Genomic DNA, 23,729 nt, shown 5'->3' with positions numbered 1-23,729 from the left:
CGTCGAACCCCACATAGCCCAGGGCCGCGAGGTTGGCCTCGAACTGCTCGACATCATCGCCCTCGACGCCGTCCTTGAGCTCGCGGTACGCCGGCAGTGAGCCGTACATCAGCGTGACCGGTATGTCGTCGACCTCGTAGAGGGACTCACCACGGCCGACCGTGTCCCCCACCGACGGCAGCTTGGTGACGGTTCCGTTCAGGCGGCTGCTCGCCGTCGTCGCGGCGCCGAAGCCCAGCTCGCCGCCGGTCGTGCTGGTGTCGAGCAGCGTCTCCTGGGTCACCTTCGTGGTCTTGGGCGGCAATGACGTGTCGGCGTTGGCCTTGTTGCCGTCGCCGGTGCCGAGGCCCAGGACCGCCGCGGCGATCCCACCGAGCACGACCACCGACGCTCCTGCGATGGCGAACGTACGCAGCCGGCGTCGTCGTCGCCGCGGATGCTCATCGCGTCCTGATCCAGTCGCGCGGCGACGGAGGGATAGCCTCATGCGCCTTTACCGCCCGTGCTCAGCCGAGGACCACCCATGATGTCCTGGCATGCCTCCTGCGCCTTCTCGAAGTCCGGGTCGTCCGCGATGCCCTCGTTCATGCGCATCATGCCGCCCTTGGGGTCGGGGAACTCCTCGACGCCGTTCTTGCGCATGCACTGGGCGAACTCGAGGCCCCGCTCGTTCATCTGCTTCCGATCCGCCTCGGAGATCTTCGGCAGGTACTTCTGGCACGCCTCCTGAGCCTTCTCCATCGCCGCCTGGTCGCCGGGACCACCCTTGATCTCGATCCGGCCGCCCTTGGGGTCCTCCATCTCGATGCCGTGCTCCCGCATGCACTTCGCGAACTTGAGGCCCGCCTCCTGGCGGTCCTCCTCGGACGTGGCGTCGTCGGAGTCCTTCTTCGAGTCCTTGCCCGTCGCGCTCGCCACGCCGTCGTCGGATCCGCCGTCCGACCCGCACCCGGCGAGGATCAGGGTGAGGCCGAGCAACAGCGCGGCCAGCAGCGTGTGTGTTCGCTTCATGGGTGTTCTCCTTGCTTCGTCGCGCCGGCCGATCCGGCCGGACGAGACCCATCGAACGCGGGCCTGAGTTTCCTCTGTGTTTCCTGCCAAATCCGCCTATGCAGCGATGTCCCGTCGCTAACGTCGACGAAACGCGGGCTCCCGGACGATGGACGGACCCGACGAAGGAGCACACGCATGCGCGTACTGGTGGTGGAGGACGAGCCGCGGCTCGCCGACGCAATCGCGGAATGGTTGCGGGACGAGTCCCACGCGGTCGACGTGGCCCACGACGGATCGGCGGCGCTCGAGCGCCTGACGGTCAACGACTACGACGTCCTCGTGCTCGACCGCGACATCCCAGTCATCCACGGCGACGAGGTCTGCCGCCAGATCGTCGCCTCGCCTGCACCGACCCGAGTGCTCATGCTGACGGCGGCCGCCGAGATCACCGACCGGGTCATGGGGCTGGGAATCGGTGCCGACGACTACCTCACGAAGCCGTTCGCGTTCCAGGAGCTCGCCGCCCGGGTGCTGGCTCTCGGACGTCGATCACGGCCCGCCGCTCCCCCGGTGCTGCGCCGCGGCGAGGTGACACTCGACCCGTCCCGACGCGAGGTCTTCCGGGGTGACCGGTATGTCCCGTTGTCGAAGAAGGAGTTCGCGGTCCTGACCGAGCTGCTCCGTGCGGACGGCGCCACGGTGTCGGCCGAACAGCTGCTGGAGAAGGCGTGGGACGAGAACGCCGACCCGTTCACGGGCGCCGTGAGGCTCACGATCCACAAGCTGCGCCGCAAGCTCGGCGAGCCCTCGCTCGTCGACACGATCACGGGAGTGGGGTACCGAATCTCATGACGATCATGCACGTACGCCGCCTACTGCCGCGGCGCATCACGCTGCGAGCGCGGCTGACGCTGATCTACGGCGGGCTGTTCTTCGCCGCCGGCATCGTGCTGCTCGGCTCGACGTACGGGCTGTTCCACCAGCAGATCAGCCGGGGCGGCAGCGTGCGGATCGCCTCGCTGGACCCGGGCGAGGCTCCAACCGCCGTGCCCGAGAACGCCGCCGTGAGGGTCGACGGCAAGACCTTGACCGGCGACGACGCCCAGCAGTTCCTGATCGGCGAGCGCAGCCGGATCGAGAGCGCCGCGACCAACTCGCTCATCACGCAAGGTGCCATCGCGCTCGCGATCGTCGGCGGCGTCGCCGTCGGGTTCGGCTGGCTCATCGCCGGGCGTACGCTCGCCCCGCTGCGCCAGGTCACCGAGACGGCGCGGCGCATCGCGGCCGCACCGGTCGCTGAGCGCGGCCTGCACGAGCGGATCGCCCTGCGCGGACCGGACGACGAGGTCAAGGACCTGGCCGACACATTCGACACCATGGTCGAGCGCCTGGACCGGTCGTTCGCGGGTCAGCGCCGCTTCGTCGCCAACGCCTCGCACGAGCTGCGTACGCCCCTCACGCTCAGCCGGGCGATGGTCGAGCTCGCGATGCACCGCAAGTCCGCCTCTGACGATCTCGTACAGCTCGGCGACGACCTGCTGGAGATCAATGCCCGCCACGAGCGGCTCATCACCGGACTCCTGCTGCTGGCCAGCAGCGAGAACGAGATCATCGAGCAGGCGCCGGTCGACCTCGCGGATGTCGTCGAGCACGTCATCGCCGACACCACACGCGAGGCCGAGGCCTCCGGTGTCGTCGTCCACGAGGACCTCGACGAGACCGTGGTGAGCGGCGACGCCCTGTTGCTGGAGCGGCTCGTGCAGAACCTGGTCGAGAACGGCATCCGGCACAACGTCCCAGCGGACGGGTGGGTACGCGTGACGAGTCGGATGAGCAACGACGGCATGGTGCGGCTCGAGGTCAGCAACACCGGGCCCGACGTGCCGCCGTACGACATCCCGATGCTGTTCGAGCCGTTCCGCCGGATCGACAGCGAACGACTCGCGACCGCCAAGGGTGCCGGCCTGGGGCTGTCGATCGTACGGTCGGTGGCCACCGCTCACCACGGCGACGTGACCGCGGAACCGCGAGACGGCGGCGGGCTCGTCGTCCACGTCGTCCTGCCGGCCGCGACCGACCGGTAGCCCTACTCGAACGGCGTGGGGTCTCCCGCGCCGACGCGTACGACCTCGGCGAAGCCGTCGGAGAAGTCGATGACGGTCGTGGGCTCGGCGATGACGTCGGCACCTGACTCGACGACCGCGTCGACCTGGCCGTCCAACGCCTCGGCGATCTCCCACGCAGTTGTCATCGGCTCGGTGCTGCCGGGCAGGATCAGCGTCGTCGAGAGCAGCGGCTCACCCAGGGCCGTCAGCAGTGCCGTGACGATCTTGCTGTCGGGTATGCGTACGCCGACGGTCTTCTTCTTGTCGTGCAGCAGCCGCCGTGGCACTTCGCGGGTGGCCGGCAGGATGAACGTGTACGGACCCGGCGTCGCAGCCTTGACCGCCCGGAAGATGGCGTTGTCGACGTGCACGAACTGGCCCATCTGCGCGAAGTCCTTGCACACCAGGGTGAAGTGATGCTTGTCGTCGAGCTGGCGGATCGTGCGGATGCGCTCGAGGGCGTCCTTGTTGCCGAGCTGGGCACCGAGGGCAAAGCCCGAGTCGGTCGGGTAGGCGATGAGCCCCCCGTCGCGGATCACGGCTGCCGCCTGGTCGACGGATCGCTGTTGTGGGTTGTCGGGATGGATCTCGATGAATCGCGCCATATAGGTGAGCGTACGACCAATTGAGGCGTCCGGACATGACGAAGGGCCGCGCATCCGTGCGCGGCCCTTCGGGTGAGTCAACTGTTGAAGACTGTCCAACCCCCCGGGCCGACCGCCGCCGCAACGACCAACAGGATGATGCCCCACAAGATGTCTCCGCGGACGAGCCGCAGAATTCCGTAGATCGCGATGATGACCGCGATGATCCACAAGATGAACCCCATGGTTGTTGCTCCCTCTCCTCAGTGGTGGCGGTGGCCACCGATGTCAGCACTACCCCGCCGCCTGCGTTTCTAATCGACCTGCATGTGACGTGCGTCACCTGAATGCGTTCCGGCATCCGGACAGTTCGCCACGTTGTGGGACGCTGCGCGGGGCCGACCTATTCTGGAGGACGCAGCGTTCCGACATCCTGGAAGAGGTGAGCAGCATGGCCCCCACGGTTCTCACCCTTGCCGAACGGCGCCAGCAGCAGATCGCCCATGACGAGGAGCGCACGGCGCACCTCGCTTCGCGCGAGTCTCAGCTCGCCCCTCGACGCAGCAACGAGGAGCTCAAGGCGATCGCCGAGGCAGCGCAGGAGCGCTTCGCCGATTCCGACACCGCCGAGATCCTGGCCTGGGTGGCCGAGGAGTTCGGCTACCGCACCGCCGTCGCGTGCTCGATGGCCGATGCCGTCCTCCCCCACGTCGTCGCCCGTCACCTGCCCTGGGTCGACACGCTCTTCCTCGAGACCGGCTACCACTTCGCCGAGACGATCGGCACCCGCGACGCGGTCGAGGCATCGATGCAGCTCTCGATCGTCGACGTCAAGCCGCGTCGCAGCGTCGCCGAGCAGGACGCCGAGTTCGGCGAGAAGCTCTACGAGCGCGATCCGGCCCTGTGCTGCCAGATGCGCAAGGTAGAGCCGCTGCACGACACGCTGCAGGGTTACGAGGTGTGGATCACCGGCGTACGCCGCGACGAGGCGCCGACCCGCGCCAACACCCCGTTCGTGACGTGGGACGACAAGAACGGCCTGGTCAAGGTCAATCCCCTCGCCGCCTGGTCGTTCGACGACCTCCTCGCATACGCCGACGACAACGACGTCATCGTCAACCCACTGGTCAATGACGGCTACCCGTCGATCGGGTGCGCCACGTGCACCCGACGCGTCGCCCCGGGCGAGGACCCCCGCGCGGGTCGCTGGGCCGGCCTCGACAAGACCGAGTGCGGCCTGCACGCCTGATCCCCTCCACGAGACACCGCACCCCGACAAGGCACCGATGACCCTGACTGACGAACGCCGTCTCACCCAGCTCGAGTGGCTGGAGTCCGAGGCGATCCACATCATCCGCGAGGTGGCCGCCGAGTTCGAGCGACCCGTGCTGCTGTTCTCCGGCGGCAAGGACTCGGTCGTGATGCTCCACCTCGCGGTCAAGGCGTTCTGGCCCTCCCCCGTGCCGTTCCCCGTGATGCACGTCGACACGGGGCACAACTTCCCTGAGGTGCTGGCATTCCGCGACGCCACGGTCGAGCGCCTGGGCATACGCCTCGAGGTCGCCAGCGTGCAGGACTACATCGACGACGGCCGCCTGCGCGAGCGCAGCGACGGCACCCGCAACCAGCTGCAGACCCAGCCCCTGCTCGACGGGATCACGAGCCACAAGTTCGACGCGGTGTTCGGCGGCGGCCGGCGGGATGAGGAGAAGGCCCGGGCCAAGGAGCGGGTGTTCTCCCTGCGCGACGAGTTCGGCCAGTGGGACCCGCGCAACCAGCGCCCCGAGCTGTGGAACCTCTACAACGGCAAGCACCGCCCCGGCGAGCACGTCCGCGTGTTCCCGCTGAGCAACTGGACCGAGCTCGACGTCTGGCAGTACATCGGCGCCGAGAACATCCAGCTGCCGGAGCTCTACTACGCGCACCAGCGCGAGGTGTTCGAGCGTGACGGGATGCTGATCAGCGTCAGCGAGGTGTCGCAGCCCCGCGACGGCGAGGTCGTCGAGAAGCGCCAGGTCCGCTATCGCACCGTCGGCGACATGTCGTGCACCGGCGCCGTCGAGAGCGATGCTGTCACGGTCGACGACGTCATCCGCGAGGTCGCCGCCACACGGTTGACCGAGCGAGGGGCCACCCGGGCTGACGATCGGGCATCCGAGGCCGCCATGGAGGACCGCAAGAAGGAAGGCTACTTCTGATGAGGACGCTCCTCCGCCTGGCGACCGCTGGTTCGGTCGACGACGGCAAGTCCACCCTGGTCGGTCGCCTGCTGTACGACTCGAAGTCCGTCCTCGCCGACCAGTTCGATGCCGTCGAGCGGGTCAGCCGCGACCGTGGGCTGGCGTCGGCAGACCTCGCACTCCTGACCGACGGGTTGCGCTCGGAGCGCGAGCAGGGCATCACGATCGACGTGGCCTACCGCTACTTCGCCACGGCCGAGCGTTCGTTCATCCTGGCCGACTGCCCCGGGCACGTGCAGTACACCCGCAACACCGTGACCGGCGCCAGCACCGCGGACGTCGTCGTGCTGCTGGTCGACGTACGCCACGGGATCCAGGAGCAGACCCGCCGCCACCTGGCCGTCGCGTCACTGCTCCGCGTGCCGCACGTCATCGTCGTGGTCAACAAGATCGACCTGGTCGACTTCGACGAGGAGACCTACAACCGCGTGTCGGACGAGGTCCTCGCCTCTGCGCGCAGCCTCGGCCTCTACGACGTCGCCACGATCCCGGTTTCGGCCCTCGACGGCGACAATGTCGTCGACCGCTCCGACCGTACGCCCTGGTATGACGGGCCGAGCCTGCTCGCATACCTCGAGCAGCTCTCCCCCGTCGGGTCCCCGCACTCCGAGCCGCTGCGGTTCCCTGTGCAGCTCGTGATCCGGCCGCAGTCGGCTGCTGGCGAGGAGTTCCGCGACTATCGCGGCTACGCCGGGCAGATCGCGTCGGGCCTGGTCCGCGTCGGCGACGCCGTCACGGTGCAGCCGAGCGGTCGCACCAGCACCGTCGTCGGCATCGACTTCGCCGGCCGGGAGCTGGCCGAGGCGTTTGCGCCCCAGTCCGTGACCCTGCGGCTGGCCGACGACATCGACATCTCGCGCGGCGACCTCCTGGTGACGTCGCGCAGCGTCCCGCCCGTCACGCAGGACATCGACGGGACGATCGCCTGGCTCGCCGAGAACTCGCTGGTGCCGGGCACCAAGGTGCTGCTCAAGCACGGCACCCGCACGGTGCAGGCCATGGTCAAGGCCATCGGCGGCAAGCTCGACCTCGACAACGCACGCCTGCTGCCGGCCGACTCGCTGGGACTCAACGACATCGGGCACGTCAAGCTCAGGCTCGCCGCTCCGATCCCGGCCGAGGAGTACATCCACGCCCGCGGCACCGGCGCCTTCCTGCTGGTCGACGCGCAGGACGGCGGGACGCTTGCTGCGGGCATGGTCGGCGATGCGCTGCTCGACACCAAGGCCGCCATGGAAGCGATCGGCGACACTACCCTTCTCGTATGAGTTCGAGTACGCACGGGAGCTTCCCGCTGACCCTTCGTGTGGCCGGCCGCAAGGTGGTCGTCGTGGGCGGCGGACACGTCGCCACGCGGCGTACGCTCTCGCTGCTCGATGCGGGTGCACGCGTCGTCGTGATCGCGCCCGTCGTGTCGGACTCCCTCGCCTCGTCGATCGACCGGGGCGAGGTCGAGTGGATCCAGCGGACGTACGAGACCGGCGACCTCGAGGGTGCCTGGCTCGTGCAGACCGCGACCGCCGATCCCGCGGTCGACGGCCAGGTCGCCGATGACGCCGAGTCGCGCCAGATCTGGTGCCTCAAGGGCGGCGACCCCGATCACGCAACCGCCTGGTCGCCGGCGGTGGCCCGAGTCGACGACGTCACGGTCGCCATCAGCGGAGGCGGCGACGCCGGACGGGCCGCGGCCCTGCGCGACGGCGTGGCAGCGGCGCTGCAGTCGGGCGAGCTCCCGCTGCGCCACCGTACGCATCACCCCGACGGCTTCGTCGCCCTCGTCGGCGGCGGGCCCGGCGACCCCGGCCTGCTGACGACCCGCGGCAGGCGGCTGCTGGCCGAGGCCGATGTCGTCGTCATCGACCGGCTCGCGCCGCACGGCGTGCTCGCCGAGCTGCCTGCGGATGTCGAGGTCATCGACGTCGGCAAGAAGCCGGATCACCACCCGATCCCCCAGGACGAGATCAACGCGATCCTCGTCGACCGCGCCAAGCAGGGCAAGATCGTGGTCCGCCTCAAGGGCGGCGACCCGTACGTCTTCGGCCGCGGTGGCGAGGAGCTCATCGCGTGCCAGGAGGCCGGCATCCCGGTCGAGGTCGTGCCCGGCGTCACGAGCGCCATCGCGGTGGCCGCTGCCGCGGGCATACCCGTCACCCATCGCGGCATCTCGCGTGGCTTCACGGTCGTCACTGGCCACGAGTCGCTGGCTGACCTGCCACGCAACCGCGCGCACACCATCGTGATGCTGATGGGCGTCAAGCGGCTCGCCGAGACCGCGACCGAGCTCATCGCCGCGGGTCACGACCAAGAGACGCCGGCCGCTCTCGTCGAGAGCGGATACCGCGACGAGCAGCGGGTGACAGTCGGCACCCTGGCCACGATCGCCGCCCGCGCCGAGGCCGTCGACGCCCAGCCGCCGGCCGTCACGATCATCGGCGATGTCGTCACGCTGTCCCCCGCCTGGCCCCCGGCCTAGGTTCCCGCTGGGAGTGACGTTTGCGTCGGGGTGACACGGCGTGTCACGACCCAAACGTCACTCCCAGCGTCAGTCGCCCTTGACGTTGACGATCTGCCGCAGCGTGTGCCGCACCTCGACGAGGTCCTTGGCGTCCTCCATCACCACGTCGATGTCCTTGTACGCAGCGGGGATTTCGTCGACGAACGCGTCGGTGTCGCGGTACTCGATGTCACCCATCGCGGCCCGCAGGTCGTCCTGGGTGAACGTCTTCCGGGCCCGGGAACGGCTGTACTCCCGCCCCGCGCCATGCGGCGAGGAGTTGAGCGACAACACGTCGCCCTTGCCCACCACGACGTACGACCGCGTGCCCATCGAGCCAGGGATCAGCCCCGGAGTGCCCTCCGAGGCGTCGATGGCGCCCTTGCGCGACAGCCACACGTCCTTGCCGAAGTGCCGCTCCTGGGTCGTGTAGTTGTGGTGGCAGTTGATCTCCTCGACCCGCTCCACTGCATCCACACCGACCCACTCCGCGAAGCACGTCACGACTCGGTCCATCATCTCCTCGCGGTTGAGCAGCGCGTACTTCTGCGCCCACCGCAGCTCACGGATGTACGCCCAGAACTCGTCCGTCCCCTCGACGAGGTAGGCGAGGTCACGATCGGGAAGATCGATCCACCACTTCTCGCACAGCTGCTGCGCGATCTTGATGTGGCGCTGGGCGATCATGTTGCCCACACCCCGCGAACCCGAGTGCAGGAACAGCCACACCTGGTCATCCTCGTCGAGGCTGACCTCGATGAAGTGGTTGCCCGAGCCCAGCGTGCCGAGCTGCTTCTCCCAGCGGCCCGCCCGGTCAGCCGGGTCGAAGCCGGCCTGCTCGGCGTCCGCGCGCAGCTCCGCGAGCCGCGCGTGGGTGTGCTCGCGGGTGATGGACTGGTTGGCGTTGCCGGCCGACAACGGGATGGCCCGCTCGATCGCTTCGCGCAGGGCACGCCGGTCCGCCGGCAGGTCCTCGAGTGCGTACGTCGTCTTGACCGCGATCATGCCGCAGCCGATGTCGACGCCGACCGCCGCCGGGATGATCGCACCGAGGGTCGGGATGACCGAGCCGACGGTCGCTCCCTTGCCCAGGTGGGCATCCGGCATCAGGGCGATGTGTGGGTAGACGAAGGGCATCGTGCTGGCCACCTCGGCCTGGGTGCGAGTCTTCGCCTCCAGGATCGAGGCCCAGTTGACGAGCCGCTTCGATATCTTCTCCATGGTTCTGCTTTCTCGTGAGGTGTGGACATACAAAAAGAGCCTCGGCCGCAGGTGCGGTCGAGGCTCGTGGTGCCGGAGCAGCTGGCTAGGTGGCCAGGTCTGGTTCCGGGTACGGGGCATCATCCGCAGGGCGCTTCTCGTCGAGCAAGGACGAGCTTCCGGGCACGCCGAATCGGGCGCTCAGGTTCGATGCGTAGGTCATTGTGAGCCTTCCCTTCGGTCGTCGCCCGCCTGTTGCGGATCGGTGCGAGTGAGGACACTACCGCATGTCGCCGCGAGCGGTGTGCCTCGTGCGCGCCAGAATGTGGGCATGAAGCGTCCCGCGGACCTCCTGTGCGCCGCCGTGCTGGTCGCGGGCCTGGCGGCCTGTGGCGACGAACCCGAACGCGAACCGCTGCCCTCAGGCATCGTGATGCACGTCGACCAGACTCGGCTCGAGCGCAAGACCCGCAATGTCTTCGTCCGGGTCGAGAACAACACCAAGAGCCCGCTGACCATCACGGGTTTCGTCCTCTCCTCCCCGCGGTTCGACCGCGTGACCTGGCAGGGCGACGAGTCGATGGAGCCCGGCCAGCAGGCCGACCTCGAGTTCACGATGCCTCCGGGGCGTTGCGGCGACGGCGTGGACGCCTCGGTACGACTGACGTACCGCACCGGCGACTCCGATGAACGCGAGTCGGTCGGCAGGGCCGACGATCCCTTCAAGGCGATAGGGCTGCTGCTGGACCGTGACTGCGCCAGGAAGACACTGGCCGAGGCCGCTGACCTCGAGGTCGGCACCCCGCAGGTCGAGGGCACGGGTCCCACGTCAGTGCTTCGGGTGCCGATCACGCTGACGCCGACGGGCAAACGCGACGACGTACGTTTCGGGGGTTTCGAGTCGACGCCGCTGTTCCGGCAGGCCGGCGACTCCCCCGTGGACGTCGATGAGCCGATCTCCTCCGAGCAGCCGACTCGGATCGTGATGTCGGTCGTGCCGGCCCGATGCGATCCGCACGCGCTGGCCGAGGACAAGGTCGGGCGACTGTTCGGCATGCGGGTCCTGGCTCCGGGGCTCCCGGACAACTCCTGGTTCTACCTGCCGCTCGACGGCGACCAGCAAAAGGCGTTCTACGCCTACTTCCGCGCGACCTGCGGGGTCTGACTCAGCGTGCGTGCGCCCGCAGCCACGCGTTGAGGTGCTTCTCGCCCTGACGCATGACGATGTGGTGACCCACGACGAACACCGGCCGCAGGATCCAGGCCGTCCAGCGCATCCATCGGCGGTCCGTCGCGACCCGCCAGTCGATGTCCATCGCGGAGGTCTCGGGGGTCAGCTCGACGAACGTGACCTCACCCCGCCCGCGCAGATCTCCCTCTGAGGTGAAGGCCAGGTGGTGCGGTCGCCGGGACTCCAGGTTGGCGAGCCGGAACGCCACGGCGTACCCCAGACCGCTGGCGGCGCGCAGGTCGAGGTTGTCGCCGTCATACGCCGTGACCTGCACGGATGGCCACCACGGCAGCGGATCGGGCGAGTCGAGCAGGGCCTCGAGCACGTCCCACAACGCCTCGCGGCCGCGTTCGACCCGCCAGCGTGAGAAGAGCTCGTAGTCCGAATTCATGCACTGTTCTCCGTGTCGCTACCGGGGCTCGAGTGACTCCCGGGATTGAATGGATCTGGCCCTACGCGGTATGAGTGCGTAGGGCCTTAACTCTGCCCTGGCTCCGCCGTCCGCCGGAGCCACCAGAGTCCCACGAGGGGCAGCACGAGCGGCACGAAGCCGTAGCCCTCCCCGAATCCCGACCACACCGTCTGGTCCGGGAACAGCGAGTCGTCGACCAGCGACAGCACCCCGGTCACCAGCACGCCGACGAGCTCGATGCTGATCGTCGCGAGGGCGAGGCGCCGCTGGCTGCGCGCCAGGGCGATCGTGGCCACGACGTAGACCAGTCCGGCGAACGCCGACATCGAGTAGGCGAACGGGGCATCGCCGGCCTTCGTCACCAGCTGGAAGATCGACCGCGCCGACGCCGCCAGCGCGAACACGGCGTAGACCGCCACGAGCACCCGCCCGAAGCCGTGGGACGTGTCAGACATACGCGTTCTTCCAGATGCCGAGCAGGCGTACGCACAGCACAGCGATCGTCAGCATCGCGACGACGACGACGCCGGTGCCCCACCGCGACTTCTCGGCGACGCCCCACAGCACCGCGGCGGGCGGGATCAGGACGATCGTGACGAGGTAGGACACGAACAGCGCGCCGTCGATGTCCCGGTCGGTCGAGCCGAGGGCGATCGAGCCGCCGACCAGCAGCGCGATCAGCAGGACCTCGAGCGCCGCGACGGCGTAGAACAGGGGGTTGCTGAACGGGAGCCGGCGCAGCGTGTGCCAGCCGGCGAACGCGCCGACGATGACGGCAGCCAGGGCGACGACGTACGCCACGAGGTCGGTCACGCGATGCCTTTGTTCGGGGCCTCCTCGTGCGAGGTGGCGGTCAGGATCTCCGTGACCGAGTCTTCCACGAAGCGTCTCCACGTCGACAAGCGGCGGAGCATGAAGTGGCCCGCACCCTCCAGCGGCTGCCACGACGCGCTCGCGGTCGTTCCGCGTGTGCGCTCGACGTACGCCCTGCTGGCGGCCGGCGACGTCCACCGGTCCGCCGTGCCGTGCAGGACGCGCAGGTGCCGGCCCGCGATCGCCCGGTCCGGCTCGCCGGGCGGCAGCCACGGCGCCAGCCCCACGATCCCGACCACCGCCGGGTCGTCGGCGGCCCGGCAGGCCACGCGGCCGCCCATCGAGTGGCCGACCAGCACGACCGGCACGCCGGGGTGCGCGGCGGTGAGCTGGCCGAGCGCCCAACGCGCATCGCGTACGGGCGCGGGGTCGGTCTGGGAGTTCCACCCCCGCTGGCGATACTGCAGCAGGCTCACCGAGAGCTCGTGCCTGCGCCCGAACCGGCGCAACGAGCGCGCCAGCAACGCCATCCGCCACCAGCTCGCGTGCTTGTTCTCGACCGGCTCGACGCTGCGCTCCTGGCCGCCGTGCAGGAGCAGGACGATCGCGCGTGGCGAGTCCGGCGTGCTGTAGCGGTCGAGTCGCGGCCCTGGCATGGGATCGATGCTGGCACGACCACCCAACCGGCGCACCGTGAGCGGGCTGCTTCAGGTCATGGACCGATCTGGTCGACATACCCACGTACGCCACCTCTAGGATCATGCCGTGGAGAACGCACGGGGGGTGCTCGGCGATGCGCTGGCGGTCATCATCAACGGGCTGCGGCTTGTGGTGCGGCATGCTCCCACCCTCCTGGTGATCTACCTCTTCGGCTCCACGATCCGCAACGGTGTGCTGTGGGCATCGGTCGAGGTCAGCGCCCACAACCCGACCATCGCAGGCTTCATGCTGCCCCTGGCGCCCCTGGCGACGCTGACAGCGATCATCCTGATGCTCCGGGTCGTCTCGACCTCGCTCACCTCAGCGTCGTTCGGCGCCGATGAGGGCCAGCAGACGGCCACGACGCCATGGCTCGGCCTCCTCGCGAGCACCCTCATCCCGTTCCTCACGGTGTACGCCGCCCAGGGCTACCTCAAGGAGGACATCCGGCTGTTCGTCAACGCGGCCTCGTACGACGAGATCTTCGGCAGCGCCGGTGGGTTCTACGGCGACTCGGCCGACACCGGTCGCACGATCATTGCCGACGGCGCCCTGATGGTCGGCATCGTGGTGGTGGCGCTGGTGCTGCGCTTCGCGATCGACAAGCTGGACCTGCCCGCGCGGCACACGACGTGGGGCCTGCTCGCGGCGTACGTCGAGGTGCTGTGGCTGTTCCTCATCGCGCGGCAGTTCACCAACTACCAGGATCGCGCGTGGACCTGGGTCGGTGACCGCCGGTTCGTGGCGTGGACCGAGGATCGCTGGGCGACCCTGACCGACGCCGTGGGGCCGATCGGCGACCCGCTGCGCTCGATCGCGCAGTGGGCGGGTGATGTCATCGGCGACGCCGACGGCATCGTCGTGATCCCGATCGCGTGGCTGACCGTCGGCGCCGTCGCCCTCGGCCGGCGCATCGACGTGCCGCGCCCGGCGAAGCCGGCCTCGCCGCTGCTCCGACCGGTCGCGCGCATCCCTGCTCCGGTGCGCCGGATCGGTGCCGAGGCGACCGCCGACCTGCGTGGACGATTCCGCGGTCTGGGTGACGGCCTCCGGCTCATCATCGTGGGTGGCCTGGTGCCGATGCTGCTGTTCTGCCTGGTGTTCATCGTCGCGAGCCAGTCGGGCGTGATGGTGGGCGAGGTGTGGCGGATCGTGGTCGGACCGCTCGACCGGGACACCGCCCTGGCGCTCTCGCCCTACCTCGACATCCTGGCCGACGCGGTCTACAGCCTGCTGCTGGTCGGGCTCCTGGGGGCCGCGATCGACCGGGTCGTACGCCGGCGGGACGAGCACCTGGCGGCTGAGGCGCCCAGCTCAGCCGCGTGACGCGGCGTCCTCGACCGGCAGCTCGGCGTACTTCGGTGGGAACCACCACACCCGCACGGCCCGGGGTTTTACGCCGACCGGCGTGACGACGTAGACGACGGTGTCGTACGCCGGGGGCCGCGGCGCCTCCCCTTCGGCGACCTTCGGCGCCGCTGTGCTCCCGACAGTCGCCTGAGGCCCGGGTGTCTCGTCCGGCACACACGTGTGGATCGGGGTGGAGCCGCGAGACTCGAACTGGCGCGGCTCAGCGTCGTAACGTGTGCCGTCGGCATCGACGATCGCGATCTTGCATCCGGACAGCGCCGTGTCGGGATCGGCCTCGAACCTCAGGCCGACCCGCCAGACCATGGCCCCGTCAGGCGCCGTGACCGGCTCCGGCTTGCCGAGGTGGCTCTGGATCGTGGTGACCGGTTCCACCGCCTTGAGCGCGATGCTCGCCTCGATGGGATAGGTCAGGTAACCGTCGTCGTACGCGTCCGAGAAGTGGACGACGCCCGATGCGTCCGCCTTGGTCCCGTCGTGCAGTCCCTTGGTCCACCAGTAGTCCTCGATCCGCGAGCTGCTCGCCAGCACAGCGGTGATCGCCGCGACCGGCAGCAGCAGCAGCGCCTTGCGGTTGCGTCGCGCCCAGGTGCTCATGACATGCCCGCCACTGCCGGGGCCGGTACGTCGAGCGGCTCCGCACGGTCTTTCCATTCCTTGACCTCACGCTCGGTGATGTCGAGGTCTGCCACCGCCATGTCGTCGAAGCGCGGGTCGATCGCGCTCGGCCCGAGAGCAAGTTGCGCACCCGCCAAGGCGCTCGGGGCGGCCTCGACCAGCGCCGTGCAGTGCGTCGTGATGCCCACCGGCGGCCGAGGGCAGGTGATGACGCTCCGCACACCGAACAGGCTCACGGTCGTGACCCTCTCGTCCGCATCGCGCAGCTCTCCGTACGTGATGGTGGTCTCCGGCACGCTCGGCGTGAAGTCGAACCTGACCACGAGGACGAGACCCGGTGAGACGACGCGATCACCTTGCGCCGGCTTCACCGAGCGCGCACCGTCCACCCCGGTCACCGTGAGCGACCCCGTACGGAGCTGGACGGTCTGGCCGATCGCGATCTCGCGCTCGAAGGCACGACCGGCGCGCTGGTGCGACGGCAGGTGCTCGACCAGCACCTGTCCCAGCGACAACGCGGCGATCACGAGTGCGCCTGTGCCGAGCTGCGCCCGGCGTGGGACCGGCCACCTCACGATGTCGCCTTGGCCTCGGTCACGGGCACGGTGCCGACGGCGTCGATCGTCTCGTCGAACCAGTTCATCTGGTCGTCGAGCGAGCTCTGCCGCCACGTGTGCGCGCGTGACGCCACGCTGAGCTCGGTCGGCACTGGTTCGCTCCCGTTCTGCTCCCAGACGTACGCGAGCTCGTACGTCAGCCCCGGCGGCAACGCCGACATCCGGGTGCCGTCCGCGAGCACATGGACCGCCGGCTTCGCCTTCTCGCTCGCCACGATCTTGTCGCCGTCCATGGCTTTGTAGACCCCGGCGACGTTCTGAAGCGCGACGGCCTGCTGGAGGATCGACAGGTCGACCGAGCGATCGGCGTCGGTGCGAACCGTGACGATCACGATGAGGTAACGCCCGCGCTCGGTCTTGCCGATCTCGCCCAGGTCGGACGTCCAACGGGCGCGTTCGACCGTCAGCGTGAACGGTGCCGCCTCGTGGGGGCTCCCGACGACGAGCGGCTCGGCGGCCTCGACCGGGGCGTCGCGCAGCCCGCCGAAGAGACCGGAGACCAGCAGCACGACCGCGCCGGCCATGAGGATCATCTGACGAATGCTGCGGGCCTGCCACCATGACGACACATGCTGTCGCCATCCCTCCCCTGACATGAGGATGATCGTAAAGCACGCCCTGTCACGACCACGCAGCGATCCGACGATGACAGCGTCGGTGTCATAATGTGCGGCATGCCCGCGCCCCTGGTCCTGATCTCCGCCGCGATGGCGGTGCCCTCCGCGTACTACCGCCCATTGGTCGCCGAGTTCGAGCAACGAGGCTGGCAGGCCAGGGCACTCCCGACCCGCGGCTTCGAACGAGACGAACCGATCGCCTCGCGGTCCCACGACTGGAGCTACGCCGACGAGATGGCGGGGATCGCCGACGAGGTCGCCAAGGCCCGCGCCGACCAACCCGATCGGCCCGTCATCCTGCTGGGCCACAGCCTCGGCTCCCAGATCGGCGCCGGCCACGAGCTGCATCACCCGCCGAGCGACGGGTTCGTGACCGTCGGTGCGTCGGTGCCCCACTTCCGGTCGTACCCCAAGGGCGGGCTGCCGGTGCTGTTCATGGGAGTGAGTGTGCCGGTCGTGACACGCGCGCTCGGCTACCTGCCCAAGCCGTTCTTCGGCGCCCCGGGCGCGCGTACGTTGATGCGCGAGTGGGCTCGATTCGTACGAACCGGCAGGCCCCCGTTCGACGTGCCCCGCCGCATCGCGACCCCGTCACTCGTGGTGCAGCTGCAGGGCGACACGTACGCCGTCTCGAGGGCCAACAAGGCGTTCGTCGAGGCGTTCCTCGACCCCGATCGCACGACCCGCTGGGTGTACGCGAAGGACGCCGTGCCCGAGGGCGGCACGAACCACCACGTCATGTGGGTCAAGACTCCCGGCCCCGTCGTCGACCAGATCATCCACTGGTTCACCACCCTCCGCTGAGGATGGGGGTACCCCCGCGAGCTCCGCGAGCAGGGGGCGGGTTACGCCCCCCTGACGAGAGGGTTGTGGGCCAGCGGCGAGAGGGATAGCGCTGCAAGAGCGCGCGGAAACCCTCTCCTCACCGGTCCACAACCCTCTCCTCAGCGTTGTTCGGCGAAGGCTTCGATCGGGGGGCAGGAACAGGCCAGGTTGCGGTCGCCGTACGCCTGGTCGATCCGGCCGACTGGCGGCCAGTACTTGTCATCCACGGATCCGGCCGGGAACGCACCGGTCTCGATCGAGTAGGCGTGCTTCCAGTCGAGCAGATCCCGCATGGTGTGCGGCGCGTGGGCAAGCGGGTTGTCATCATCCGGGTACTCCCCCGCGATCACGGCGTCGATCTCCGCACGAATCGCCAGCATCGCGTCGCAGAAGCGATCGAGCTCGGCGAGGTCCTCGGACTCGGTCGGCTCGACCATCAGCGTGCCCGGCACCGGGAAGCTCATCGTCGGCGCATGGAATCCGTAGTCGATGAGCCGCTTCGCGACATCGTCGATGCTGAGCCCTGACGCCTTCGTGAGGGGTCGCAGGTCCAGGATGCACTCGTGGGCCACCAGGTCGTTGTCGCCCGTGTAGAGCACCGGGAACGCGCTCTCGAGGCGCTTGGCGATGTAGTTGGCCGACAGCACCGCGACCGAGGTCGCGTCGGTCAGGCCCTCGGCGCCCATCATCGCGATGTACGCGTACGGGATCGGCAGGATGCCGGCAGATCCGTACGGGGCGGCGCTGATCGCACCGACTCCCTCACGCTTGCTCTCCACCGGGTGCAGCGGGTGCGTGGGGAGGAACGGTACGAGGTGCTCCGCCACGGCGACCGGGCCGACTCCGGGTCCGCCACCGCCGTGCGGGATGCAGAACGTCTTGTGCAGGTTGAGGTGCGAGACGTCGCCGCCGAACTGGCCCGGTGCGGCGTGCCCCAGCAGTGCGTTGAGGTTGGCGCCGTCGACGTACACCTGGCCGCCGTGGCTGTGCACGATCTCGCACAGCTCGGTGATGCCGTGCTCGTAGACGCCGTGCGTCGAGGGGTACGTCACCATGATCGCGGCGAGGTCCTCAGAGTGCTCGTCGCACTGGGCTTGCAGGTCCGCCAGGTCGATCTCGCCCTGGTCGGTCGACTTCACGATGACGACGCGCATACCGGCCATGACCGCCGACGCGGCGTTGGTGCCGTGCGCCGACGCGGGGATCAGGCATACGTCGCGGTGCTCGTCACCGCGGCTGAGGTGGTAGGCCCGAATGGCCAGCAGCCCGGCGAACTCACCCTGCGAGCCGGCATTGGGCTGGATCGACACGGCGGCATAGCCGGTGACCTCGGCGAGCCACGACTCCAGCGTCTCGACCAGCTCGATCATCCCGGCGGCGTCCTCCGCCGGCACGAACGGGTGAAGGTCGGCGAAGCCCGGCCAGCTGATCGGCTCCATCTCGGCCGTCGCGTTGAGCTTCATGGTGCACGAGCCGAGCGGGATCATGCCGCGGTCGAGGGCGTAGTCGCGGTCGCTGAGCTTGCGCAGGTAGCGCAACATCTGCGTCTCGCTGTGGTGCTCGTGGAACACCGGGTGGGTGAGGATCTCGTCCGTGCGCAGCAGCGACCCCGGCAACGACTCGGGCGCCTCCGCGGCGCCGGCCACGCCGAACGCGTTCCACACCGCGTCGAGGTGGGCATGTGTCGTCGTCTCGTTGGTCGTCACGCCGACGTGGTCGGCGTCGACGAGCCGCAGGTGCACGCCGGCCTCCCGGGCCTTGGCCACGATGCCGGCCGCATCGCCCGGCACGTGGGCGACAACGGTGTCGAAGAAGCCTCCCTCAGCGACGTCGACTCCCCCGCCACGCAGGCCGGCAGCGAGCAGCCGGGCCTTCTCGTTGACCTGCTGCGCGATCTTCCGCAGGCCGTCGGGCCCGTGGTAGACCGCGTACATCGACGCGGCGACGGCCAGCAGCACCTGGGCCGTGCAGATGTTGGATGTCGCCTTCTCGCGACGGATGTGCTGCTCACGGGTCTGCAGGGCCAGCCGGTATGCCGGACGCCCCGCGCTGTCGACGGAGACACCGACCAGGCGGCCGGGAAGGTGACGCTCCAGGCCAGCGCGGACGGCCATGAACCCCGCGTGCGGTCCGCCATAGAACATCGGCACGCCGAACCGCTGGCTCGAGCCGACGACGACGTCGGCGCCCATCGAGCCCGGCGAGGCGAGGAGCACGAGCGCCAACGGGTCGGCGACGACCACGGCCAGTCCACCCGACGCGTGTGCGGCGTCGATGGCCGGCCTCGGGTCAACGATCTGCCCGTCGGTCCGCGGGTAGGCGATGATCGTGCCGGCCGCCTCGATGTCAGGCACCCCATCGGCGAGGTCGGCCTCGACGAGCTCGATGCCCAGCGCCTTGGCGCGGGTGTGCGTCACCGCGAGGGTCTGCGGGAGCAGGCCCGCGTCGATGATGATCGGGAGCGCGGACTTGCCCTTGGTCGCGCGCCGGATCAGCGTCATGGACTCGGCCACCGCGGTGCCCTCGTCGAGCAGCGAGGAGTTGGCCGTGGTCAACCCGGTCAGGTCGGCGATCACGGTCTGGAAGTTGATCAGCGCCTCGAGGCGGCCTTGCGAGATCTCGGGCTGGTAGGGCGTGTACGCCGTGTACCAGGACGGATCCTCCAGCACGTTGCGACGGATCACGGCCGGCGTCACGGTCGGGTGATAGCCCAGGCCGATCATCGCCACAGCGGGATTGTTGCGCTCGGCGAGGGCGCGCAGGGTTGCGAGTGCCTCGGGCTCGGTCTGCGCCGGCGGCAGGTTGAGAGCCTCGGCGCTGCGGATGCCCGATGGGACCGCGGCAGCCATCAGTGCGTCGAGGGAGTCGTAGCCGACCCGGCGGACCATGGTGTCCTGGTCAGACCTGCTGGGGCCGATGTGACGGTCGGCGAAATCATGTGACACGAGCGAACTCCAAGGGTAGAGGCGTCGAAACGGCCCCTCCCCTTCTGTCACGCTCCCGTGCGGGCAGAGTGCTCCAGAATTGCCTCGGTCGCGTGGTCCTTGGTGCCTGAGAGGTTCCGGGGAGGAATTGCCCCTTCGGCGCCGCCTGGGCGAACTCTCCCACGCGCGGTTGACAGCACCGTCAGTCTAGCAAGGCACAACGGCCCGACTCCCACATGGTGGAACTCGGCGCGTCTGCGACCGTCAGGACGACAGGCGCGCGCGGCGCCGGGCGGCGAGCTCGTCGTCGGCCAGGCTGATCTCGACCGCGCGCTCGCTCGGGAGCTCATGGAGCGAGCCCTCGATCTCCTTCCACACACCACCGATCGCGATGCCGAACACGCCCTGGCCACCCTGCAGGAGGTCGATGACCTCGTCGGCCGAACGGCACTCGTAGACGCTCGCGCCGTCGCTCATGAGCGTGACCTGGGTCAGGTCGTCGGTGCCGCGGACGCGGAGGTGGTCGATAGCGATGCGGATCTGCTGCAACGAGACGCCCGCGTCGAGCAGACGCTTGATGATCTTGAGAAGCAGGATGTCCTTGAACGAGTAGAGACGCTGCGTGCCCGAGCCGGTCGCCGAGCGTACGGTCGGCTCGACCAGTCCGGTCCGCGCCCAGTAGTCGAGCTGGCGGTAGGTGATCCCGGCGGCGCTGCACGCAGTGGGGCCGCGGAATCCGGCGTCCTCCGGGAGCGGGGAGACATCATCGGTGAACAGCAGGCCCTGGTCGTTGGCCTCCGCCACGGCCTCCGTGGTGGCTGTGACGTCGTCGTCGCGTGACTCGATCATCCGAAATGCCTTCCAATGCTGTGTATTGGGGAAGACTACCTCCACGGAACTACATCCGTGTACCTTCAGTAGTTCTCTCAAGGTAAGGGTGAGAGTTTGCCAAAGCAACGACCGAGCGTAAACCCCGGCGTGTCGCCGTAGGGACCACTACCCTCAAGTCTCAAGTAAGACTCGAGACTCACTCCTCGGGCGGGGGCTTCTCGAAGTCCTCAGGGCTGATCTCGTCGAGAAACTCGCGGAACTTCTCGATCTCCTCGTCCTCGTCCGTCGTCGCGAGGATGCCGGCCTCGTCGAGCACGTCCTCGGCGCACAGGATCCGCGCCCCCGACCGCAGCGCCAGGGCGATGGAGTCGGACGGACGAGCCTCGACCTCGGCCCCGGAAGCGAAGATCAGTGTCGCGTAGAAGATGCCGTCTCGCACGTCGATGATCTGCACCTCGTTGAGCTCGTCGGCCAGCGCCTCGACGATGCGCTGCATCAGCTCATGCGTCAAGGGGCGAGCCGTCACGGTGCCCTGCTGGGCGTACGCGATGGCGGATGCCTCGACCGCGCCGATCCAGATCGGCAGGTACCTGCCACCGTCGAGCTCCCTCAGCAGGACCAGCGGCTGGTTGGTCGGCATCTCGACCCGCACCCCGACGACCTCGACCTCGCGCATGGTCTAGCCGCGCAATCGGCTTCTGACAAGAACGCTCTGCAGGCGAACGGACAGCGCGGCCAGGGCGGACACCGTCTGCTCGCTGGCCTCCTTGTCGAGCTGGCGGGCCCGCGGCGTCACGACCTGCTCGAACAGGGCGACCTCTCGGTCGGCAGCGGCACGGAAGATGCGGAGGTGACGGGGCTCGATGCCGAGCTCGACGAACTCTCCGACGAGCGCCGCAACCTGCAGCGCCTCGCCGTCGTAGTAGGTCTGCGCGGGCCGGCGCACGATCAGGCCGAACTCCTCGATCGCGTCGAGCGTGTCGGAGTCGATGCCGGCAGACTCGAGCAGCTCGTCGCGCGAGAGCCGCAGGTGGCTCCTGGGCTCGGCGAACGTCTCGGCGGTCGGCAGGCCGTCGGTCGCCAGGCTCAGCCGGGGCACCCGGGTCGTGGCACCGAGCTCGGTGTCGGGGACGACTCCACGATCCATGTCGTCGAGCACCTGGCGGATGTGGCCGAGCGGCCAGAACTTGTCGCGCTGCTGGCGCAGGATGAACCGCAGGCGCTCGACATCGCGGAACGAGAACTTGCGGTAGCCAGAGGACGTACGCTCAGGCTCCAGCAGGCCCTCGGACTCGAGGTAGCGGATCTTGGTGATCGTGAGGTCCGGGAACTCCGGCAGCAATTCATCGAGCACCTTGCCGATGCCGAGCCTCGAGAGCTCCGGCAGCGGCTCGGTCACGCTTCGCCCTTCAGGGCTCCGGCGAAGTAGATCAGGCGGTACTTGCCGATCTGCACTTCATCGCCGCCCGACAGCGTCACTTCGCTGTCGATGCGGTCACGGTTGACGTAGCTGCCGTTGAGGCTGCCGAGGTCGGCGATCGCGTAGCCCGCCTCGCTGCGGGTGAAGGTCGCGTGGCGTCGCGAGACGCTGATGTCGTCGAGGAAGATGTCGCTGTCCGGATGCCGTCCGACTGTCACGACATCGCTGTCGAGCAGGAAGCGCGCGCCCGAGTCGGGGCCACGCTGCACCAACAGCATCGCGCTGCCGGCCGGGAGGTTCTCGACCGCCGAGACGTCGGACGCGGTCATCTCCTCGGTGTCGGCATCGAGCATCGGGATGTGCGTCGTGTCATCACTCGGAGGCAACGGTCCGGCGGTTCCGTCGGGCTCGTGGTCCGGCGTTGACATCGGGTTCACTCCTGGAGGTCGGGGTCTTGAGTGCGGGTTGAGACTTCATCTCCAACTTAGCACCCCGCGGTCACATGACACGCGGAGATCGCGCGTACGTTCAGTCGGACACGAGCGCCGAGTAGGCCTCGGCCTCGAGCAGCGACGCGGACGGGTCCTCGTCGGCCGTACGCACCTTGATCAGCCAGCCCTCGCCGTAGGGATCCGAGTTGATGACCTCGGGCCCGCCGTCGAGGGCGTCGTTGCGGGACACGACCTCGCCGGAGAGCGGGGAGAAGATGTCCGACACCGACTTGGTCGACTCGAGCTCACCGATGACGGCGCCGGCGTCGACCCGGTCGCCCACGGCCGGCAGCTCGACGTAGACGATGTCGCCCAGCTGGTCCTGGGCGAAGTCGGTGATGCCGATCGTGGCGATGTCCTCGTCAAGGCGCACCCACTCGTGCTCTTCGCTGTAATAGAGGTCCTCAGGGATCACCGCGTGCTCCTAGCCAGGTCAGGAAGATGGACGAGCGTACTCAGGGCTCTTGATGTCGGCGAGCGCCGTGATCGTGACCTTGTCCTTCTCGGTAACGATCGCCGTGCCACCTCGTGTCGAGATCCGGTCTATGAGTCCGCCGGGAAAGCGTACCGCCCCGGCGAGCGTCGAGGAGTCGCCTATCGCCTCGATGCGGTAGGGCCGCTTGATCTCGCGTCCGTCAACACGGATCTCGTCGTCGTCGTCGAGGAAGTACGACTGCGCGATGACGCGGGCGACGCCATTGATGGCGATTGCCTCCGCGCCGGCGTCACGCAGCGACTCGATCGCGTCGAGGAGCTGCGACGCGTCGACGTCCTTGTTCGGATCGTTGACCACCACCTCGACGCCGGGGCCTGTGGCCCCTGAGGTCCCGGCCAGGATGGCGAGCTGCTCGGCGCGCAGCTTGGCCTGCTTCTCGGCCTGCTCGGAGCGCTGGGTGCGGTCGAGCAGGCCGTTGCGGGTCGCGGTCAGTTCCTCGGTCTGCGTGCTGAGGCGCTCGTTGGCAGCATCCAGCGACTTCAGCAGCTCCACCAGGTCGTCGCCGCGCACGCCGGAGTAGTCATCGGTGTCGTCGTCACGGATCTGCACCGTCATGGAGAAGGCGAGGCCACCGATCAGGACCGCGACGACCAGTTGCGAGACGGTCGGTCGCAGGAGCGACTTCCAGCGTTTGTCAGGCATGGAAGATCCTCCGGCGAATCGCGGCCGCGTTGGCGAAGATGCGGATGCCGAGCACCACGACGACTCCGGTCGAGAGCTGCGAGCCCACGCCGAGCTGGTCGCCGAGATA

General features: G+C 68.8%; 28 protein-coding genes, 1 pseudogene and 1 riboswitch. Of the genes and pseudogenes, 9 read left to right on the top strand and 20 right to left on the bottom strand.

Annotated features, from left to right (window positions below; genetic code table 11):
* A pseudogene (locus V6M46_RS06295) lies at window positions 1-385 on the bottom strand (efflux RND transporter periplasmic adaptor subunit); the annotation flags it as partial.
* Window positions 386-483: 98 nt separating this feature from the next.
* The gene (locus V6M46_RS06290; protein WP_332662932.1) at window positions 484-1,011 is read right to left on the bottom strand and encodes a hypothetical protein; all 528 of its coding nucleotides are present in this window, start codon (window positions 1,009-1,011) and stop codon (window positions 484-486) included.
* A gap of 177 nt (window positions 1,012-1,188) precedes the next feature.
* Between V6M46_RS06290 and V6M46_RS06285 the strand changes: the two genes are divergently transcribed.
* Window positions 1,189-1,845 (top strand): response regulator transcription factor, encoded by a 657-nt coding sequence (locus tag V6M46_RS06285; RefSeq protein WP_332662930.1) that lies wholly within the window; start codon window positions 1,189-1,191, stop codon window positions 1,843-1,845.
* Window positions 1,842-3,077, top strand: a complete 1,236-nt coding sequence (locus V6M46_RS06280; protein ID WP_332662929.1) for a sensor histidine kinase — start codon at window positions 1,842-1,844, stop codon at window positions 3,075-3,077. Before V6M46_RS06285 ends, V6M46_RS06280 begins: the two co-directional genes overlap by 4 nt.
* Window positions 3,078-3,079: 2 nt before the next feature.
* Here V6M46_RS06280 and V6M46_RS06275 read toward each other — a convergent pair whose 3' ends face one another.
* Together V6M46_RS06275 and V6M46_RS06270 are read right to left on the bottom strand one after the other, a co-directional pair.
* Window positions 3,080-3,703: an L-threonylcarbamoyladenylate synthase gene (locus V6M46_RS06275; RefSeq protein ID WP_332662927.1), complete on the bottom strand. Its 624-nt coding sequence runs from the start codon at window positions 3,701-3,703 to the stop codon at window positions 3,080-3,082.
* 77 nt (window positions 3,704-3,780) lie between these two features.
* Window positions 3,781-3,927 (bottom strand): GPGG-motif small membrane protein, encoded by a 147-nt coding sequence (locus tag V6M46_RS06270; RefSeq protein ID WP_332662926.1) that lies wholly within the window; start codon window positions 3,925-3,927, stop codon window positions 3,781-3,783.
* 206 nt (window positions 3,928-4,133) lie between these two features.
* On the opposite strand from V6M46_RS06270, the gene V6M46_RS06265 reads away from it, so the two are divergent.
* From V6M46_RS06265 to cobA, 4 genes are read left to right on the top strand one after another with little or no spacing between them, the layout of a single operon-like run.
* Complete coding sequence (locus V6M46_RS06265; RefSeq protein ID WP_332662924.1) at window positions 4,134-4,931, top strand: phosphoadenylyl-sulfate reductase; 798 nt, start codon at window positions 4,134-4,136, stop codon at window positions 4,929-4,931.
* Between the two features lie 37 nt (window positions 4,932-4,968).
* A complete protein-coding gene (gene cysD / locus V6M46_RS06260; RefSeq protein ID WP_332662923.1) occupies window positions 4,969-5,880 on the top strand; it encodes a sulfate adenylyltransferase subunit CysD in 912 nt (303 codons plus the stop codon).
* Window positions 5,880-7,190 carry a sulfate adenylyltransferase subunit 1 gene (locus V6M46_RS06255; RefSeq protein WP_332662921.1) on the top strand — a complete coding sequence of 437 codons (1,311 nt, stop codon included), beginning with the start codon at window positions 5,880-5,882 and terminating at the stop codon, window positions 7,188-7,190. Before cysD ends, V6M46_RS06255 begins: the two co-directional genes overlap by 1 nt.
* A complete protein-coding gene (gene cobA / locus V6M46_RS06250) occupies window positions 7,187-8,395 on the top strand; it encodes a uroporphyrinogen-III C-methyltransferase (RefSeq protein WP_332662920.1) in 1,209 nt (402 codons plus the stop codon). The genes V6M46_RS06255 and cobA overlap by 4 nt, the downstream gene beginning before the upstream one ends.
* A gap of 69 nt (window positions 8,396-8,464) precedes the next feature.
* On the opposite strand, the gene V6M46_RS06245 is transcribed toward cobA, so the two are convergent.
* Entirely contained in the window at window positions 8,465-9,637 is a 1,173-nt protein-coding gene (locus V6M46_RS06245) for an RtcB family protein (protein WP_332662919.1), read from the bottom strand.
* A 310-nt stretch (window positions 9,638-9,947) separates the two neighbouring features.
* Between V6M46_RS06245 and V6M46_RS06240 the strand changes: the two genes are divergently transcribed.
* Entirely contained in the window at window positions 9,948-10,781 is an 834-nt protein-coding gene (locus V6M46_RS06240; protein WP_332662917.1) for a hypothetical protein, read from the top strand.
* A gap of 1 nt (window position 10,782) precedes the next feature.
* Here the strand turns inward: V6M46_RS06240 and V6M46_RS06235 are convergent, their stop codons facing one another.
* The 4 genes from V6M46_RS06235 to V6M46_RS06220 form a co-directional block, all read right to left on the bottom strand.
* The gene (locus V6M46_RS06235; protein ID WP_332662916.1) at window positions 10,783-11,238 is read right to left on the bottom strand and encodes a hypothetical protein; all 456 of its coding nucleotides are present in this window, start codon (window positions 11,236-11,238) and stop codon (window positions 10,783-10,785) included.
* An 86-nt stretch (window positions 11,239-11,324) separates the two neighbouring features.
* On the bottom strand, window positions 11,325-11,714 hold the full coding sequence (locus V6M46_RS06230) for a hypothetical protein (protein ID WP_332662914.1): 390 nt from the start codon (window positions 11,712-11,714) through the stop codon (window positions 11,325-11,327).
* The gene (locus V6M46_RS06225) at window positions 11,707-12,072 is read right to left on the bottom strand and encodes a hypothetical protein (protein WP_332662913.1); all 366 of its coding nucleotides are present in this window, start codon (window positions 12,070-12,072) and stop codon (window positions 11,707-11,709) included. The genes V6M46_RS06230 and V6M46_RS06225 overlap by 8 nt, the downstream gene beginning before the upstream one ends.
* The gene (locus V6M46_RS06220; RefSeq protein WP_332662912.1) at window positions 12,069-12,728 is read right to left on the bottom strand and encodes an alpha/beta fold hydrolase; all 660 of its coding nucleotides are present in this window, start codon (window positions 12,726-12,728) and stop codon (window positions 12,069-12,071) included. Before V6M46_RS06220 ends, V6M46_RS06225 begins: the two co-directional genes overlap by 4 nt.
* A gap of 109 nt (window positions 12,729-12,837) precedes the next feature.
* Between V6M46_RS06220 and V6M46_RS06215 the strand changes: the two genes are divergently transcribed.
* Window positions 12,838-14,097: a hypothetical protein gene (locus tag V6M46_RS06215; protein WP_332662910.1), complete on the top strand. Its 1,260-nt coding sequence runs from the start codon at window positions 12,838-12,840 to the stop codon at window positions 14,095-14,097.
* Here V6M46_RS06215 and V6M46_RS06210 read toward each other — a convergent pair.
* Genes V6M46_RS06210 through V6M46_RS06200 form a run of 3 tightly spaced genes read right to left on the bottom strand, consistent with a single transcriptional unit; the run spans window position 14,086 to window position 15,907 of the window.
* Window positions 14,086-14,736: a hypothetical protein gene (locus V6M46_RS06210; protein WP_332662909.1), complete on the bottom strand. Its 651-nt coding sequence runs from the start codon at window positions 14,734-14,736 to the stop codon at window positions 14,086-14,088. The two genes, V6M46_RS06215 and V6M46_RS06210, sit on opposite strands and share 12 nt — an antisense overlap.
* Complete coding sequence (locus V6M46_RS06205; protein WP_332662908.1) at window positions 14,733-15,332, bottom strand: hypothetical protein; 600 nt, start codon at window positions 15,330-15,332, stop codon at window positions 14,733-14,735. Before V6M46_RS06205 ends, V6M46_RS06210 begins: the two co-directional genes overlap by 4 nt.
* Window positions 15,329-15,907, bottom strand: a complete 579-nt coding sequence (locus V6M46_RS06200; protein ID WP_332662907.1) for a hypothetical protein — start codon at window positions 15,905-15,907, stop codon at window positions 15,329-15,331. Before V6M46_RS06200 ends, V6M46_RS06205 begins: the two co-directional genes overlap by 4 nt.
* A gap of 141 nt (window positions 15,908-16,048) precedes the next feature.
* Between V6M46_RS06200 and V6M46_RS06195 the strand changes: the two genes are divergently transcribed.
* Window positions 16,049-16,795, top strand: a complete 747-nt coding sequence (locus V6M46_RS06195) for an alpha/beta fold hydrolase (protein ID WP_332662906.1) — start codon at window positions 16,049-16,051, stop codon at window positions 16,793-16,795.
* A 140-nt stretch (window positions 16,796-16,935) separates the two neighbouring features.
* On the opposite strand, the gene gcvP is transcribed toward V6M46_RS06195, so the two are convergent.
* The 8 genes from gcvP to V6M46_RS06155 form a co-directional block, all read right to left on the bottom strand.
* Complete coding sequence (gene gcvP / locus V6M46_RS06190) at window positions 16,936-19,761, bottom strand: aminomethyl-transferring glycine dehydrogenase (protein ID WP_332662905.1); 2,826 nt, start codon at window positions 19,759-19,761, stop codon at window positions 16,936-16,938.
* 83 nt (window positions 19,762-19,844) lie between these two features.
* A riboswitch (glycine riboswitch) is annotated at window positions 19,845-19,933 on the bottom strand.
* Between the two features lie 71 nt (window positions 19,934-20,004).
* Window positions 20,005-20,589 carry a MerR family transcriptional regulator gene (locus V6M46_RS06185; RefSeq protein ID WP_332662904.1) on the bottom strand — a complete coding sequence of 195 codons (585 nt, stop codon included), beginning with the start codon at window positions 20,587-20,589 and terminating at the stop codon, window positions 20,005-20,007.
* 178 nt (window positions 20,590-20,767) lie between these two features.
* Window positions 20,768-21,247, bottom strand: coding sequence for a bifunctional nuclease family protein (locus V6M46_RS06180; protein ID WP_332662903.1), 480 nt, complete (start codon window positions 21,245-21,247; stop codon window positions 20,768-20,770).
* Window positions 21,248-21,250: 3 nt separating this feature from the next.
* Window positions 21,251-21,970 (bottom strand): transcriptional regulator FtsR, encoded by a 720-nt coding sequence (gene ftsR, locus V6M46_RS06175; protein WP_332662902.1) that lies wholly within the window; start codon window positions 21,968-21,970, stop codon window positions 21,251-21,253.
* Window positions 21,967-22,419, bottom strand: coding sequence for an FHA domain-containing protein (locus tag V6M46_RS06170; RefSeq protein WP_332662901.1), 453 nt, complete (start codon window positions 22,417-22,419; stop codon window positions 21,967-21,969). Before V6M46_RS06170 ends, ftsR begins: the two co-directional genes overlap by 4 nt.
* Window positions 22,420-22,519: 100 nt before the next feature.
* Window positions 22,520-22,897 carry a glycine cleavage system protein GcvH gene (gene gcvH / locus V6M46_RS06165; protein WP_332662900.1) on the bottom strand — a complete coding sequence of 126 codons (378 nt, stop codon included), beginning with the start codon at window positions 22,895-22,897 and terminating at the stop codon, window positions 22,520-22,522.
* Between the two features lie 18 nt (window positions 22,898-22,915).
* On the bottom strand, window positions 22,916-23,620 hold the full coding sequence (locus tag V6M46_RS06160; RefSeq protein ID WP_332662899.1) for a DUF881 domain-containing protein: 705 nt from the start codon (window positions 23,618-23,620) through the stop codon (window positions 22,916-22,918).
* Window positions 23,613-23,729, bottom strand: a 117-nt coding sequence (locus V6M46_RS06155) for a DUF1290 domain-containing protein (RefSeq protein ID WP_332662934.1), incomplete at its 5' end; no start/stop codon positions are given. The genes V6M46_RS06160 and V6M46_RS06155, both read right to left, overlap by 8 nt.

Source organism: Aeromicrobium sp. (assembly GCF_036676885.1).
Classification (GTDB): domain Bacteria; phylum Actinomycetota; class Actinomycetes; order Propionibacteriales; family Nocardioidaceae; genus Aeromicrobium.
The sequence above is the reverse complement of the archived record's forward strand: the minus strand, read 5'-3'. Positions and strand labels throughout refer to the sequence as shown.